The organism is Delftia sp. WSY_10 (assembly GCF_043104705.1).
Lineage (GTDB): Bacteria > Pseudomonadota > Gammaproteobacteria > Burkholderiales > Burkholderiaceae_C > Comamonas > Comamonas tsuruhatensis.
Genome location: NZ_JBICKY010000057.1, coordinates 452,446 through 467,261, shown reverse-complemented (window position 1 = coordinate 467,261; position 14,816 = coordinate 452,446). Strand labels below are relative to the sequence as shown.

The 14,816-nt window shown below is 68.7% G+C and carries 11 protein-coding genes; 10 read left to right on the top strand and 1 reads right to left on the bottom strand.

Going from position 1 to position 14,816, the window contains the following annotated elements:
• Positions 1 to 14 precede the first annotated feature (14 nt).
• Entirely contained in the window at positions 15 to 1,898 is a 1,884-nt protein-coding gene (locus ACF8ML_RS28005) for a phosphodiesterase (protein ID WP_209670840.1), read from the bottom strand.
• Positions 1,899 to 2,038: 140 nt separating this feature from the next.
• On the opposite strand from ACF8ML_RS28005, the gene ACF8ML_RS28000 reads away from it, so the two are divergent.
• The 10 genes from ACF8ML_RS28000 (at position 2,039) to ACF8ML_RS27955 (ending at position 14,815) form a co-directional block, all read left to right on the top strand.
• Entirely contained in the window at positions 2,039 to 2,674 is a 636-nt protein-coding gene (locus ACF8ML_RS28000; protein WP_016449769.1) for a Crp/Fnr family transcriptional regulator, read from the top strand.
• A gap of 120 nt (positions 2,675 to 2,794) precedes the next feature.
• The gene (locus ACF8ML_RS27995; RefSeq protein ID WP_016452621.1) at positions 2,795 to 5,056 is read left to right on the top strand and encodes a diguanylate cyclase domain-containing protein; all 2,262 of its coding nucleotides are present in this window, start codon (positions 2,795 to 2,797) and stop codon (positions 5,054 to 5,056) included.
• A 223-nt stretch (positions 5,057 to 5,279) separates the two neighbouring features.
• Positions 5,280 to 6,212: a LysR family transcriptional regulator gene (locus ACF8ML_RS27990; protein ID WP_016449767.1), complete on the top strand. Its 933-nt coding sequence runs from the start codon at positions 5,280 to 5,282 to the stop codon at positions 6,210 to 6,212.
• 120 nt (positions 6,213 to 6,332) lie between these two features.
• A complete protein-coding gene (locus ACF8ML_RS27985; RefSeq protein WP_392408550.1) occupies positions 6,333 to 7,922 on the top strand; it encodes an ABC transporter ATP-binding protein in 1,590 nt (529 codons plus the stop codon).
• Positions 7,909 to 9,015, top strand: a complete 1,107-nt coding sequence (locus ACF8ML_RS27980) for an ABC transporter permease (protein ID WP_016449765.1) — start codon at positions 7,909 to 7,911, stop codon at positions 9,013 to 9,015. Before ACF8ML_RS27985 ends, ACF8ML_RS27980 begins: the two co-directional genes overlap by 14 nt.
• Positions 9,015 to 9,935 carry an ABC transporter permease gene (locus ACF8ML_RS27975; protein WP_016449764.1) on the top strand — a complete coding sequence of 307 codons (921 nt, stop codon included), beginning with the start codon at positions 9,015 to 9,017 and terminating at the stop codon, positions 9,933 to 9,935. The genes ACF8ML_RS27980 and ACF8ML_RS27975 overlap by 1 nt, the downstream gene beginning before the upstream one ends.
• Before the next feature lie 48 nt (positions 9,936 to 9,983).
• Positions 9,984 to 11,156 (top strand): BMP family ABC transporter substrate-binding protein, encoded by a 1,173-nt coding sequence (locus ACF8ML_RS27970; protein WP_047325882.1) that lies wholly within the window; start codon positions 9,984 to 9,986, stop codon positions 11,154 to 11,156.
• A 250-nt stretch (positions 11,157 to 11,406) separates the two neighbouring features.
• Entirely contained in the window at positions 11,407 to 12,564 is a 1,158-nt protein-coding gene (locus ACF8ML_RS27965; protein ID WP_016449762.1) for a BMP family ABC transporter substrate-binding protein, read from the top strand.
• A 194-nt stretch (positions 12,565 to 12,758) separates the two neighbouring features.
• Positions 12,759 to 13,766 (top strand): aromatic ring-hydroxylating dioxygenase subunit alpha, encoded by a 1,008-nt coding sequence (locus ACF8ML_RS27960; RefSeq protein WP_016449761.1) that lies wholly within the window; start codon positions 12,759 to 12,761, stop codon positions 13,764 to 13,766.
• Positions 13,766 to 14,815: an adenosine deaminase gene (locus tag ACF8ML_RS27955; protein WP_047325881.1), complete on the top strand. Its 1,050-nt coding sequence runs from the start codon at positions 13,766 to 13,768 to the stop codon at positions 14,813 to 14,815. Before ACF8ML_RS27960 ends, ACF8ML_RS27955 begins: the two co-directional genes overlap by 1 nt.
• The last annotated feature ends 1 nt before the right edge of the window (position 14,816 follow it).

Sequence of the window (14,816 nt, the reverse complement as noted above, 5' to 3'; positions counted from 1 at the left end):
GCGGGCTTCTTGTTTCAGGCAGGCCAGGCCGCTGCGGTGCCGTGCAGGGCCGGATGCCGCGCTTCATCGTGCGGCGTGTGCAGCGCGATGGCGCCGCGCCCCGGCAGGCTTTGCGCCTTGGCCTGCTGCTTGGCCAGGGCCGCGAGGTTGGCGATGTCCTCGGGTGCCAGCAGGCTGCCCGGCGCGACGCGCACCACGCCGATGGCCAGCGTGGTGCAGGCAAAGAATCGCCGGATGCCGTGGCGGTCCTCGGCCCAGATGCCGCCGGCCTCGCGCGCCTGGTCGTCGAACAGCTGGCGCGCCTCGCCTGCGAAGGCGCCGACGATGTCCTCGCAGCGCTGCTGCCAGTCCTCGCTTTGCAGCAGCAGCATGAAGTCGTCCCCGCCCACATGGCCCACGAAGTCGCGCCGCGCGTCGCAGTGCGCCACGGCCAGCCGCGCCACCAGGCGGATCATCTGGTCGCCGCGCCAGTAGCCGTAGTGGTCGTTGAAGGGCTTGAAGTGGTTGAGGTCGGCGTAGCAGGCCACGAAGCCGGCGCCGCTGTCCAGCAGGCGCTGCATGTGCAGGCTGATGGGGATGTTGCCGGGCAGGAAGGTCAGCGGGTTGGCGTGGCGCGCGGCCTCGATGCGGGCCTCGGTCACGCGGCGCACCAGCTGCTCGCCCGTGCCCAGGCCCACATAGCGGCCGTTGTCGGTGACGATGAAGCCGTCGCTCAGGTAGCGCTGGTCCTGCGAGGTCAGGATGCCGACGAGCTGGTCCACATCGCAGTCCAGCTCCACGATGCGCGGCTGCACGTTGGCAAAGGCCAGGCAGGGCTTGCGTCCGTGGACTTCACGGAAGTACAGCGTGGCGTAGTGGTTCATGAACTGCTGGCGGTTGATGAGGGCCAGCGGCCGGCCGGCCTCCACGACGGCAATGGCGTGCAGCTGCTGCCCGGCCTGGAACAGCTCGGCCACCTCGTCGTTGCTGGCCGCCGGTGCCACGCAGGGCGCCTGCATCACCATCAGGTTGCGCAGCACGCCCGGGCGGGCGCTGTGGCCCTGGTGGGGCAGCACGGCCACGCGCGGGTCCTGCGCCACGCTCAGCGCCTGCGGGCTGATCTGCGGCTGGGCGGCTTCGGCGGGCCGGCCCAGCAGCCATCCCTGGCCGTACGCAATGCCCAGGTCGCGCAGGGTGCGCAGCTCGTCCTCGGTCTCTATGCCTTCGGCGATCAGCGTGGTTCCGAAGACCTCGGCAATGCCCTTGATGGCCTGCAGCAGCTGCAGCGTGGCCGGGCGCTGCTCGATCTGGTGGATGAAGTACTTGTCGATCTTGACGAAGTCCGGCTTGGCCTCGGACCACAGGCGCAGGCTGGAGCGGCCGTCGCCAAAGTCGTCGAGCGCCAGGCGCGCGCCCGTGGCGTGCACTGCCTTGACGGCGGCGCAGACGGCGGGCATGTCGGTCACATGGTCGTGCTCGGTGATCTCCACCACCAGGGACCGCGCCTGCACGCCGAAGCCGCGCACCGTGTCCCCGACCATGCCGGGGCCGCAGACACCCACGGCCTGCACCAGCGCCTGGGCGCTGAGGTTGACGAACAGCCGGCCCGGCGCGCCCTGGCGGCCCCAGTCCTGCAGCGCCACGCAGACCGCCAGCAGCTCGAATTCCCGAAGAATGCCCTCGGCCGCAGCGCCCTTGAGCAAGGCGTCGGGCGTGTGCAACGGCATGCCCCGGGGGCCGCGGATCAGCGCCTCATGCGCATAGATGCTGCCGCTGCGCAAGTCGGCCAGCGGCTGGAAGACACAGTACAGGCCGCCCGCGCGCATGAGCTGTGCCACGGGGCCTGCACCGGACCGCACTGCGGCCGACAGCACGGCCGCCGCAGCGGGCAGGCTGGCGAGCATCTGGGGATCGATCATGGGCTCAACTTTTCAGTTGGATACATTACGTTTCATTGGTGACATGCTTGTGACAAGTATGCCGCCTGTCGGCGTGCGTGCTGGCGGCCGATTGACGTGGCTCAAAACGCGGCGGCTGCAAAGCCGGCAAAGTTGCGTGCATGTTCGCCCTGTCTTCCTTGCAAGCTTTCGCCTTCGCGCCGGGTTCCGCCCAGGTGTTGGCCGCGGGTACCTGGCTCAGGCTGCGTCGGCAGTCGCCGGATACGGTGATGTATCTGGAACGCGGTCGCGTGCTCCTGGGCATCGGCCAGGGTGGGCAGATGCGCCACCAGCTGGGTGTGGTGGAGGGGCCGGCCTGGCTGGATGCGGCCTTTGTGCTGCAGCGGCGCGGCAGCAGCCTGGACATGCTGGCCGACAGCGATGTCCGCGTGCAGCAGTTGCCCCAGGCCGACTTCCTGCAGGCCGTCTCGCAACTGCCTTCTCCCGCCCAGCAACTGCTGCAGGACATGGCCCAGGCCTACTGCGCCCAGACCGAGCTGGCCGTGAGCCGCCTGTCCAAGGATGCCGAGGCACGCTGCGCACAGTGGTTGCTGCGCCATGCCATGCCGCACGAGGCGGGCGGCCTGCGCGTGACGCTGCACCTGCGGAAGCGGCTGATTGCCGCCCAGCTCGGCATTGCGCCCGAGACCTTCTCGCGCGTGCTGCGCCAGTTGCGTGAACATGGACTCATCGCGGGCCGGGGCAATGTCATCGATCTGCCCAAGCCTGCGGCGCTCGAGGTGCTGGCGGTAGGCTGATTCCCACGCCGCTGACGGGTGCCGGCCTGCAAGCGCCGGGACTTGCGGGGCGGGGTATCCACTGGTTCGCGGGTTCCACCCAGTGGGACGGCTTTCGGGTCTGCATATATTGAGGGCGTCATGTCACTGGACGCCCGTCGATCCCCCTTTTTCCAGGCGCTGCTGGCATCCCAGGATGCTCCGCAGGTGCCGGACTCGCCCTCGTGGCCGCGCGCGTCCACAGGCTGGGGTGCCATGCGCTGCACGGTGCTGGCGCTGGCCGCGGCGGCCGTGCTTGTGGTGGGCCTGGGCAGTGCCTGGTGGGTATCGCACAGCATGCGCCAGCAGACGCTGGAGCGCGCCATGGCCCGGCAGGCCGACGAGGTCGATACCGTGGCGCGCATGCTGGCCTCGCGGCTGGAGCAGCAGCAGCGCCTGCTGTGGGTGCTGGCCCAGGGCATGGCCGACCAGGGCGGCGACCCCAGCCGCCTGATGGGCGAGATGCTGCGCGGAGACGCATCCGTGCGGCTGTTCGACACATTGCAGCTGGCCGATGCGCGTGGGCAACTGCAATTGAGCCTGCGCGGCGGCCGCTCCGAGCCCCTGGTCGATCTGGACGAAGGCGTGCGCGACGTGATGCGGCGCAGCCTGGCCGATGGCAAGCCCGTGGTCTCCACCATGGTCCGCAAGGGGGCCGATCCCGCAATGATGGAGTTGCTGTACGCCGTGCCGCTGCGCGCCGGCAACGGCACGGTCAGCGGCGTGCTTTCGGCGGGCGTGCGCATGTCCGGCCAGGCGCTGCTGCCGCCCGGCATCGACCCTTCGCGCTCCGCAGGGCGGCTGCTGGTCATGCAGCGCGACGGGCAGATCCTGGCCCACTCCGATCCGTCGCGCTGGACGGCGCGCGCCGAGGCCGAGCCCGGCCTGGGCGCGGACTGGTTGCAGGACCCTTCCGCCGGCGGCCTGCAGGTGGGCCCCGATACCCAGCGCCGCGCCGGCTACCTGGTGACGACGGCCGGCATGCCGCTGCCGCAGTGGCTCGTGGTCAGGATCACCCCCGAGGAAGCCATTGCGCCCAGCCTGGCGCCGCGCGTGCTCTGGTGGCTGCTGGCAGCCGTCGCGGGGGTCACGGCGCTGCTGGTGCTGCTGCTGATCCTGGTCACCGAACCCATGGCCGCCTTGCATCGCAGTGCACGCCAATGGCTGGCGAGCCAGGGGCGGCTGATGGCCGAAGAGCCCGATCCCGCGCCGGAGCCGGCGCCAGGCCATGCCGAGGAAGGCGGCTGGCGCATGCCCTGGACCCATGCCTGGGGAGAGGCTTCCACGCTGTGGCAGGCCCTGCACCGCCTGGGCCAGATGGGCCAGGACCAGGCCCACGAGGTCGGCCGGCTGCAACTGCAGCTGCAAACGCTGATGGACTACGCGCCCGTGGGCCTGGTGGTCACGCATGCGGCGCATCTGGAGCTGGTGGGCCTGCAGGCCGCGCGCATGCTGGGATATCCGCCGCGCGAACTGCAGGGGCAGGCGATACGCCAGCTGTGCGCCTCCGACGCTGCGCACGCCCAGTTGCTGGAGCGTGTGCGCAAGGACCTGGACATGTACGGCCAGTTCGACAGCGAGCAGTGCTTTGTCCGCAAGGACGGCCGCCCCATCTGGGTGCGCCTGCACGGCCAGAGCCTGCAGCGCCTGCAGCGCGGCCTGGAGCCACGCGCCGTGGTGCCGGCCGACCCCACCCTGGTCTGGGTGGTCGAGGACGTGACCATGCAGCGCCTGGTGCGCGAGCAGCCGGGCTGGAAGGCCATGCACGATCCGCTGACCCTGCTGCCCAACCGCGAGGCCTTTGCCATGCGCCTGCATGAATGGCTGCAGGAATGCAGCGCCGCCCAGCGCCTGCCCGCCGAGGCGCTGCAGGAAGAGGCCTCCTCCTCGCAAGCCGACGCCGAGGTTGCTGCCGTGGCCACGGCCGCGGTCGAAGTCGCCATTTCTCCCATGCCGCACCATGGCGTGATCCTGTTCCTGGACCTGGACCACTTCGCCCACGTCAACCAGCAGGGAGGCCATGCGGCCGGCGACGAGGTGCTGTGCCACATGGCCCGGCTGATCGACAGCGTGGTGCGGCCCTTGGGCTGGGTGGCGCGCCTGGGCGGCGACGAGTTCGCCGTGCTGCTGGCCGGCGTCCCGGCCGAGCAGGGCATGCTGCTGGCGCAGAGCCTGTGCATGGCCGTGCAGGATTGGGAAGGCGCGCACGAGGGCCAGCGCTACCTGATGGGCGCCAGCGTCGGCATGGTGGTGCTCGATGCCCGCCAGCACACGGTCAGCAGCGCGCTGCGCTCGGCCGACATGGCCTGCTATGCGGCCAAGCGCAAGGGCCGCAACCGCGTCGAGGTGCTGGAGGCCGCATGAGTGAGGGAATGGGTGGTGGCCTGGGTGGCCGCGCCGCCGCGCCAGGCCTGGCCGGCCTTGGCCCGCATATTGCATGCCTTGCACACACAAGTGTTTAACCGTCCCATCCTTGGTGGTTGTATCTAGCCGGAGCGCTCCGTGGCTGGGTTACGCTGCGGGCTCCCCATGACCTGCGGCGCGTCCCCGGCGCGACCGCTCTTTTTTTCGCTGATTGCTTCGCTACATGCGCGACCAGGCCCTGTTCGACAAGATTGATCTGCACCTGATACGGGTGCTGCACACGGTGCTGACCGAGCGCAGCGTCTCGCGTGCCGCATTGCGCCTGGGCATGCACCAGCCGGCGGTGTCCGCCGCGCTCAAGCGCCTGCGCGACCTGGCCGGCGATTCGCTGCTGGTGCGCTCGGGCGCGCACATGCAGCCCACCGAGGCCGGGCTGCGCATGGTGCAGCCGGCGGCCGACATCCTGCGTGCAGCCGAGGGTCTGTTCAGCGATGCGCGCCATTTCGATCCCCGCACCTCCACGCGCACCTTCCGCATCGCCGCCAGCGACTACCTGGACCCGCTGTTCCTGCCGCGCCTGGTGGCCCATCTCAAGACCGAGGCGCCCGGCTGCCCCGTGGACATCCTGGCCCTCAACGGCGACGCGCACTACGAGGTGCAACTGGCCCAGGGCGATGTGGACGTGGTGATCGGCAACTGGCCCGAGCCGCCGCAGGGCCTGCACATGGCCAGCCTGTTCGAGGACGAGGTGGTCTGCCTGGTCAGCCCCCAGCATCCGGCCGTGCGACGCGGCTGGGACGTGGCCCAGTGGCTGGAGGCCGAGCACATCGCGCCCACGCCCACCTACCCGGGCGCGCGCGGCGTGATCGACGACCAGCTCTCCCGCATGGGCCTGCAGCGCCAGGTGGCGGCGCGCTGCGCGCATTTCAGCCTGATTCCTGACATCGTGGCCACCAGCTTGCTGGTGCTGACCACGGGGCGGCTGTTCTGCGAGCGCTTCAGCCAGCGCCTGCCCCTGGTGATCCTGCCCTGCCCGGTGGAGTTTGCGCCGCTGGTGTACTACCAGCTGTGGCATGCCCGCACGCACATGGGCGCGTCCACACGCTGGCTGCGCGACGCCGTGCGGCAGGTGGCGCTGATGTCCCGTGCCCGCTAGGCGACGGCGATAGGAACCGCCTTTTGGGTGAACAAAGTGATGGCCGATATGAGGGTCGCCGAGGCGGTTTCAAGGACTTGTGTTCCAGTTTGTTGCAGAAATTGAAAGACAATCCCAGCCATGAATCCCCCCGATACAGTCCCCCTGCCAGCAGCAGCGCCGCCGCGGCTTCAGCTGACAGGCATCACCAAGCGCTATCCGGCGGTGGTGGCCAACAACGGCATCTCGCTGACCGTGGGCGCCGGCGAAGTGCATGCCATCCTGGGCGAGAACGGCGCCGGCAAGTCCACGCTGATGAAGATCATCTACGGCGCCGTCAAGCCCGACGAGGGCCGCATCGAGGTCGATGGCAAGCCGGTCCACATCCGCAACCCGCAGGAGGCGCGCCAGCTGGGCATCGCCATGGTGTTCCAGCATTTCAGCCTGTTCGACACGCTGTCCGTGGCCGAGAACGTCTGGCTGGGCCTGGACAAGAGCCTGCCGCTGGCCGAGGTGGTGCAGCGCATCGAGTCCACGGCGCATGACTACGGGCTGGAGGTCGATCCCCACCGCCCCGTGCACACGCTGAGCGTGGGCGAGATGCAGCGCGTGGAAATCATCCGCGCCCTGCTCACGCACCCGCGCGTGCTCATTCTTGACGAGCCCACCTCGGTGCTCACGCCGCAGGCGGTGGAAAAGCTCTTCGTCGTGCTGCGCCGCCTGGCGTCCGAGGGCTGCTCCATTCTCTACATCAGCCACAAGCTGCACGAGATCCGTTCGCTGTGCACGGCCTGTACCGTGCTGCGCGGCGGGCAGGTGACCGGCGTGTGCAACCCGGCCGTGGAGAGCAATGCCTCGCTGTCGCGGCTGATGATCGGCTCGGAGCCGCCCGAGCTCACGCACCGCGAATCCCAGGTCGGCGCCAGCGTGCTGCGCGTGCAAGGCCTGGCGCTGCCGCGCTCGGAGCCCTTCGGCGTGGACCTGCATGGCATCCAGCTCGATGTGCGCGCGGGCGAAGTCGTGGGCATCGCCGGTGTCTCGGGCAATGGCCAGAAGGAATTGCTGTACGCCCTGTCCGGCGAGGACACGCGCGCGGCGCCCGACATGGTGCAGATTGCCGGCCGGGAGGCGGGGCGCCTGGGCCCGGGCCGGCGCCGTGCGCTGGGCCTGCACTTCGTGCCGGAGGAACGCCTTGGCCGCGGCGCCGTGCCCAGCATGGGCCTGGCGCACAACCTGCTGCTCACGCGCAAGACCGCGCTGGGCAAAGGCGGCTGGATTCGCATGGGCCAGCTGCAGGAGCAGGCGCGCGCCATCATTGCGCGCTTCAACGTCAAGGCCGGCGGCCCCAACGCGGCGGCGCAGTCGCTGTCGGGCGGCAACCTGCAGAAATTCATCGTGGGCCGCGAGATCGATGCCAGGCCCGCGCTGCTCATCATCTCCCAGCCCACCTGGGGGGTGGACGTGGGGGCGGCCGCGCAGATACGCGGCGCCATCCTGCAATTGCGCGACGAGGGCTGCGCCGTGCTGGTGCTCAGCGAGGAGTTGGACGAATTGTTCGAGATATGTGACCGCCTGCATGTGGTGGCCAAGGGCCGGCTGTCGCCCTCCGTGGCGCGGGCCGATGCCACCGTGCAGCAGATCGGCGAGTGGATGAGCGGCCTGTGGGACGGTGCTGCCGCCCCGAACGCTGCCCCGAGTGCCACCAAGGGAGGCGCCCATGTTCAAGCTTGAGCAACGCCCCCAAGCCTCGAAACTGTGGACCTACGGTTCGCCCGTGCTGGCGCTGGCCATCACGGTGCTGATCGGCGTGTGCCTGTTCGTGATGCTGGGCAAGGACCCGGTGCGCGGCCTGCAGGCCTTCTTCTGGGACCCCGTCAAGTCCACCTATGCGCTGGGCGAGCTGGCCGTCAAGGCCACGCCGCTGCTGCTGATCGCGCTGGGGCTGGCCGTGTGCTTTCGCTCCAATGTGTGGAACATCGGTGCCGAAGGCCAGTTCGTGATCGGCGCCGTGGCCGCGGGCGGCGTGGCGCTGCTGGCGGACAAGACCACGGGGCCCTGGATCGTGCCCGCCATCCTGGTGGCCGGCATGCTGGGCGGCATGGTCTGGGCCGGCATCGTGGCCCTGCTGCGCGACCGCTTCAATGCCAATGAAATCCTGGTCAGCCTGATGCTGGTCTACGTGGCCACCCTGGTGCTGGGCTTTCTGGTCTACGGGCCGTGGAAGGACCCCATGGGCTACAACTTCCCGCAGACCAAGACCTTCGAGCGCGTCACGCAGATCCCCAAGCTGATGCAGGGCATGCGCACCAATATCGGCCTGCTGCTGGCGCTGGCCGCGGCGGCCATGCTGTGGATCTTCCTGTTCCGCACCCGCGCCGGCTTTGCGCTGCAGGTCGGTGGGCTGGCTCCGGCCGCCGCACGCTACGCGGGCTTTTCCTCGCGCCGTGCGCTGTGGACGGCGCTGCTGATCTCGGGCGCCGCCGCCGGCCTGGCCGGTGCGCTGGAAGTGGCCGGCCCGCTGGGCCAGCTCACGCCCTATGTCCCGGCCGGCTACGGCTTCGCCGCCATCATCGTGGCCTTCGTCGGCCGCCTGCATCCCGTGGGCATGATCTTTTCCGCGATTCTCATGAGCATGTTCTATATCGGGGGCGAACTCGCCCAGTCGCGCCTGGGCCTGCCCAAGGCGCTGACCGGCGTGTTCCAGGGCCTGCTGCTGTTCACGCTGCTGGCCTGCGACACGCTGGTGGCCTACCGCGTGCGCTGGGTGTCCCGCACGCCCGTGGTTCCGCCCGCAGCGGCGCCTGCCGTCAAGGAGGCCCGCTGATGGAATCCTACGCACTGCTGCTGGGCTCCACGCTCAGCGCCGGCACCGTGCTGGCGCTGGCCGCGCTGGGCCTGCTGATCAATGAAAAGGCCGGCATCGTCAACCTGGGTGCCGAGGGCATGATGCTGTGCGCCGCCATCGCGGGCTTTGCCGCCGTGGTCCACACGGGCAGCACCACCGTGGGCTTTCTGGCCGGCATGGGTGCGGGCGCGCTGCTGGCCGCCATCTTCGGCGTGCTGGTGATCTGGCTGAACACCAACCAGTACGCGACGGGGCTGGCCCTGTCGCTGTTCGGCACGGGCTTCTCGGCCTTCCTGGGCCTGGGCTATGTGCAGGCACGCCTGCCCGAGCTGCCCAAGTTCGCCGTGCCCTGGCTGTCCGACCTGCCCGTGGTGGGCACGGCGCTGTTCCGCCTGCATCCGCTGGTCTATGGCGCGGTGGCCATTGCGGCGGCCCTGGTCTGGTTCCTCTACCGCACCCGGGCCGGCCTGGTGCTGCGCGCCGTGGGCGAGTCGCCCCAGTCGGCCCATGCGCTGGGCTATCCGGTGCGCCGCATCCGCCTGGCGGCCGTGGTCTTCGGCGGCGCCATGTGCGGTCTGGCCGGTGCCTACATCTCCACCGTCTACACACCGCTGTGGGTGGAGGGCATGGTGTCGGGCCGGGGCTGGATCGCGCTGGCGCTGACCACCTTCGCCACCTGGCGCCCTGCGCGCGTGCTGCTGGGCGCCTACCTGTTCGGCGGCGTGACCATGCTGCAGTTCCATTTGCAGGCCACGGGCGTGCAGGTGGCCAGCCAACTGCTGTCCATGCTGCCGTACCTGGCGACCATCGTCGTGCTGGTGCTGATCTCGCGCAATCCGACCTGGATCCGCGCCAACATGCCGGCCTCGCTGGGCAAGCCCTTCTACCCGGGCTCCTGACGCTTTCATTTTTTCTCTCTCCCTCCAGAACCACAAAAGGACAAACGCATGCCCGCTTTGCGCGAACGCACCCTGAAACCTGGCCTCAAAAGCACGCTTGTGAAGATGATCGGCCTGTCGGCCATCTCGGTGGCGGCCCTGACCGCCTGCGGCAAGAAGGAAGAGGCCGCAGCGCCTGCTCCCGCTGCCGCGCCCGCAGCGCAGGCGCCGGCCGAGAAGCTCAAGATCGGCTTCATGTACGTCAGCCCCATCGGCGACGGCGGCTGGACCTTCCAGCATGAGCTGGGCCGCAAGGCCATCCAGGAGAAGTTCGGCGACAAGGTGGAAACCTCCTTTGTCGAAAGCGTGCCCGAGAGCGCCGATGCCGAGCGCGTGATGCGCGACATGGCCGGCCAGGGCAACAAGCTGATCTTCGCGACCAGCTTCGGCTACCAGGAGTTCGTGCAGAAGGTGGCGGCCGACCTCAAGGACGTGAAGTTCGAGCACGCCACCGGCTACAAGAATGCCGACAACGTGGCCACCTACGACACCAAGACCTTCGAGGGCGCCTACCTGGCCGGCATCGTGGCCGGCGGCATGACCAAGACCAAGACCATCGGCGTCGTGGCCTCGGTGCCTATCCCGGAAGTGGTGCGCAACATCAACAGCTTCGTGCTGGGCGCGCAAAGCGTCGATCCCTCGATCAAGGCCAAGGTGGTCTGGGTGAACGAATGGTTCGCCCCGCCCAAGGAGTCCGAGGCCGCCACCTCGCTGATCAACGGCGGCGTGGACGTGCTCTACCAGAACACCAACTCCCCGGCCGTGCTCAAGACGGCCGAGGAACGCGGCGCGCGCGCCTTCGGCAAGGACGGCGACATGAGCGCCTTCGCGCCCAAGGCCCACCTGGGCTCGGCCGTGATCGACTGGACGCCTTACTACAGCAAGGTCACCCAGGACACGCTGGACGGCAAGTGGCAGGGCGGCTCGTTCTGGTGGGGCGTGAAGGAAGGCGCCATCGACCTCGTGAAGATCGCCGACGACGTGCCCCAGGACATCAAGGGCAAGGTCGCCAAGGCACGCGACGGCTTGAAGGACGGCAGCTTCGCCGTCTGGACCGGCCCCATCAAGGACAACGCGGGCAAGGAAGTGCTGACGGCAGGCCAGGTCGGCGACCTGGGCTTCATGACCAGCATCAACTTCTTCGTCAACGGCGTCGAAGGCAAGGTGCCGGGCGCCAAGTGATCCGGCGGCAGTCCATGCAACAAGGGCCCTTCGGGGCCCTTTTTTCTGCCGCGATCCGCCAGACGGGTCCGCCCTATGCACCACGATTGTGCAAAGCCCCCAAAATGTGGTTTTCCCGCATGCCTGGTGGCTCTGGCGCAGCCGGCTGGCGCCATTCTTGCTTTATTCTCGGGACCCATCGCGGCGGGTCTGCGCCCCTGCGGACACCGCCTTCTTCCTGCCTGCCGCAGGACCACTTGAGGAAACTTCGATGACTGATCTTCACAAACGCTCCCTGATCAAGGTGGCAGCGCTGTCGGCCGTGGCCGCCGCCGCGCTGGCCGGCTGTGGCAAGAAGGAGGAGGCCGCGCCTGCGCCCGCTCCCGTTGCCGAGGCCCCTGCTGCCGCTGCAACCGAGCCTTTGAAGATCGCCTTCGCCTACGTGGGCCCCGTCGGTGACGGCGGCTACACCTTTGCCCACGACCAGGGCCGCCTGGCGCTGGAGAAGGAATTCGGCGACAAGATCAAGACCTCCTACGTCGAGAGCGTGCCCGAGGGCGCCGACGCCGAGCGCGTGCTGCGCGACATGGCCGCCAACGGCAACAAGCTGGTCTTCGGCACCACCTTCGGCTACATGGAGCCCATCCAGAAGATCGCTCCCGACTTCCCCGATGTGAAGTTCGAGCACGCCACCGGCTACAAGACCGCCGCCAACGTCAGCACCTACGACAGCCGCACCTACGAAGGCGCTTATCTGGCCGGCATCATCGCGGGCTCCATGACCAAGTCCAACGTGCTGGGCGTGGTCGGCTCCGTGCCGATTCCCGAAGTGCTGCGCAACATCAACAGCTTCACGCTGGGCGCGCAGTCCATGAACCCCAAGATCAAGACCAAGGTGGTCTGGGTCAACGAGTGGTTCGCCCCCCCGAAGGAAACCGAGGCTGCGACTTCGCTGATCAACGGCGGCGCCGACATCCTGTTCCAGAACACCGACTCCGCCGCCGTGCTCAAGACGGCCGAGGAAAAGGGCAAGCGCGCCTTCGGCTGGGACTCCGACATGACGGCCTACGGCCCCAAGGCCCACCTGGGCTCGGCCATCATCAACTGGACTCCCTACTACACCAAGACCGTGCGCGAGATGCTGGACGGCAAGTGGAGCAGCCAGCAGACCTGGTGGGGCGTGAAGGAAGGCGCGATCGACATCGTCTCGCTGGCCGATGACGTGCCCGCCGAGGCCAAGGCCCGGATCGAAGAGGTCAAGAAGGGTCTGAAGGACGGCACCTTCCACATCTGGAAGGGCCCGATCACAGGCCAGGACGGCAAGGAACTGCTGGCCGCCGACGCCGTGGCCGAAGACAAGTTCCTCACGGGCATCAACTTCTACGTCAAGGGCGTGGAAGGCAAGGTGCCGGGCCAGGACAGCAAGTAAGACAGACGCCAGGCCACCCGGCGCAGGCCGGGTTGCCTGTTGCCGCCAGGGCCGCCTTCGGGCGGCCTTGGCGTTCATGCGCAGCACAGGTGTACCTGTACCGTACCTGTGCTGCGCATCGAGCGGGTTTATGCTCGCTCCCAGCCGCAGCCTGCCCGCTGCCGCGGCACAGACAGACAGCAAGAGATTCCCGCATGATCGAAAACTCCCTCTGGCATCCCGTGGCCCAGGCCCACGAAGTTGTCGATGCGCCGCTGGGCGTGCAACTGCTGGACCAGCCCCTGGTGCTGTGGCGCGATCCGCAAGGCCAGGTCCGCGTCTTCGTGGACCGCTGCCCGCACCGTGGCGCACGCCTGTCCATGGGCCGTGTCGAGAACGGCCACCTTGAATGCCCCTACCACGGCTGGCAGTTCGCCGACAGCGGCCAGTGCGTCAAGGTGCCGGCCCTGCCCAGCTTCACGCCCCCGCCCTCGCAGTGCGTGAAGGCCTTCGAGGCACAGGAAGCCTACGGCCTGGTCTGGGTGCGGCTGGCCACGGGCGAGGAGCTCTCGGCTGTTCCGGCCCTGGCGGCCCTGGCGGCACTGCCAGCCTTTGAAGCCGAGGCGGACGCGCACCTGCGCAAGCTCAACTGCGGCCCCTACGACGTGGCCGCCAGCGCGCCGCGCATCATCGAGAACTTCCTGGACATGTCGCACTTCGGCTTTGTCCACGAAGGCTGGCTGGGCAGCCGCGACGCCACGGCCATCGAAGCCTATGCCGTGGAGACCACGGCCACGGGCGTGCTGGCCACGGGCTGCAAGGCCGTGCAGCCGCAGTCCAACCTGCACTCCACCAGCGCGGCCGAGGTCGAGTACACCTACGAAGTCACGGCGCCCTATGCCGCCGTGCTGACCAAGCTGCCCGAATCCGGCACCACCCGGGCCGGATGGCGCGAGTCCATCGCCCTGTTCATCTGCCCCGTCACGCCCGAGACCAGCCGCGTCTGGTTCCGGCTGGCCGTGGCAGACTTCGACTCGCCCGACGCACAGCTGCAGGAATTCCAGCACACCATCTTCTGCCAGGACCAGCCCGTGCTGGAGTCGCAGCAGCCCAAGTGCCTGCCGCTGGACCCGCGCGCCGAAATGCACTCTGCGGCCGACCGCATGTCGTCCGCCTACCGCCGCTACCTCCGGGCCAGCGGCATCACCTTCGGAGTCTGCTGATGCACACCGTACCCGCCGTGGATGCCGCGCATCTGCCCCAGTTGCTCAAGGCCATGCCCAAGGCCGAGCTGCACATGCACATCGAAGGCTCGCTGGAGCCCGAGCTGATCTTCGCCCTGGCCCAGCGCAACGGCGTGAAGCTGCCCTATGCCAGCGTGGAAGACCTGCGCCGCGCCTATGCCTTCACCGACCTGCAAAGCTTTCTGGACATCTACTACGCCGGCGCCAGCGTGCTGCTGTACGAGCAGGATTTCTACGACATGGGCCGCGCCTACCTGACGCGCGCCGCGCAAGACAACGTGGTCCATGCCGAGATCTTCTTCGACCCCCAGACCCACACCCAGCGCGGCGTGGGCATGGAGACCGTGATCAACGGCCTGTACCGCGCCTGCCGCGATGCGGAGATAGAGCAGGGCATCTCGTCGGCGCTGATCCTGAGCTTTCTGCGCCACCTCAGCGAGGAGGACGCCTTCGCCACGCTGGAGGCTGCGCTGCCGCTGCGCGACCGCTTTATCGGCGTGGGGCTGGACAGCAGCGAGGTCGGCAACCCGCCCGAGAAGTTCGCCCGCGTGTTCGCGCGCTGCCGCGAGCTGGGCCTGCACCTGGTCGCGCATGCGGGCGAGGAGGGACCTCCCGCCTATATCTGGGGCGCGCTGGACGTGCTGCATTCCGAGCGCATAGACCACGGCGTGCAGGCCGCGCGAGACGAGGCCCTGATGCAGCGCCTGGTGCGCGACGGCGTGCCGCTGACCGTCTGCCCGCTGTCCAACCTCAAGCTGTGCGTGGTGCCCGACCTGGCGCAGCACAACCTGCCGCAGCTGCTGGAGGCGGGTCTCAAGGTCACGGTCAATTCCGATGATCCGGCCTACTTCGGCGGCTACGTGAACGAGAACTACCTGCAGCTGTTCGCCGCCACGGGCATGAACTCGCAGCAGGCCTGGCAGCTGGCGGTCAACAGCTTTGACGCCAGCTTCGTCACGCCCCAGCAGCGCGCCCACTGGATGCGCCAGCTGGAGGCCGTGTTCGCCAAGTACGCAGCCCTGGCCTGAG

Excerpts from the sequence above, each read along its gene's own strand:
- ACF8ML_RS27955 (WP_047325881.1), top strand. The coding sequence starts at position 13,766 with ATGCACACCGTACCCGCCGTGGATGCCGCGCATCTGCCCCAGTTGCTC.
- ACF8ML_RS27960 (WP_016449761.1), top strand. The coding sequence starts at position 12,759 with ATGATCGAAAACTCCCTCTGGCATCCCGTGGCCCAGGCCCACGAAGTT.
- ACF8ML_RS27965 (WP_016449762.1), top strand. The coding sequence starts at position 11,407 with ATGACTGATCTTCACAAACGCTCCCTGATCAAGGTGGCAGCGCTGTCG.
- ACF8ML_RS27975 (WP_016449764.1), top strand. The coding sequence starts at position 9,015 with ATGGAATCCTACGCACTGCTGCTGGGCTCCACGCTCAGCGCCGGCACC.
- ACF8ML_RS27995 (WP_016452621.1), top strand. The coding sequence starts at position 2,795 with ATGTCACTGGACGCCCGTCGATCCCCCTTTTTCCAGGCGCTGCTGGCA.
- ACF8ML_RS27985 (WP_392408550.1), top strand. The coding sequence starts at position 6,333 with ATGAATCCCCCCGATACAGTCCCCCTGCCAGCAGCAGCGCCGCCGCGG.
- ACF8ML_RS28000 (WP_016449769.1), top strand. The coding sequence starts at position 2,039 with ATGTTCGCCCTGTCTTCCTTGCAAGCTTTCGCCTTCGCGCCGGGTTCC.
- ACF8ML_RS28005 (WP_209670840.1), bottom strand. The coding sequence starts at position 1,898 with ATGATCGATCCCCAGATGCTCGCCAGCCTGCCCGCTGCGGCGGCCGTG.
- ACF8ML_RS27980 (WP_016449765.1), top strand. The coding sequence starts at position 7,909 with ATGTTCAAGCTTGAGCAACGCCCCCAAGCCTCGAAACTGTGGACCTAC.
- ACF8ML_RS27970 (WP_047325882.1), top strand. The coding sequence starts at position 9,984 with ATGCCCGCTTTGCGCGAACGCACCCTGAAACCTGGCCTCAAAAGCACG.
- ACF8ML_RS27990 (WP_016449767.1), top strand. The coding sequence starts at position 5,280 with ATGCGCGACCAGGCCCTGTTCGACAAGATTGATCTGCACCTGATACGG.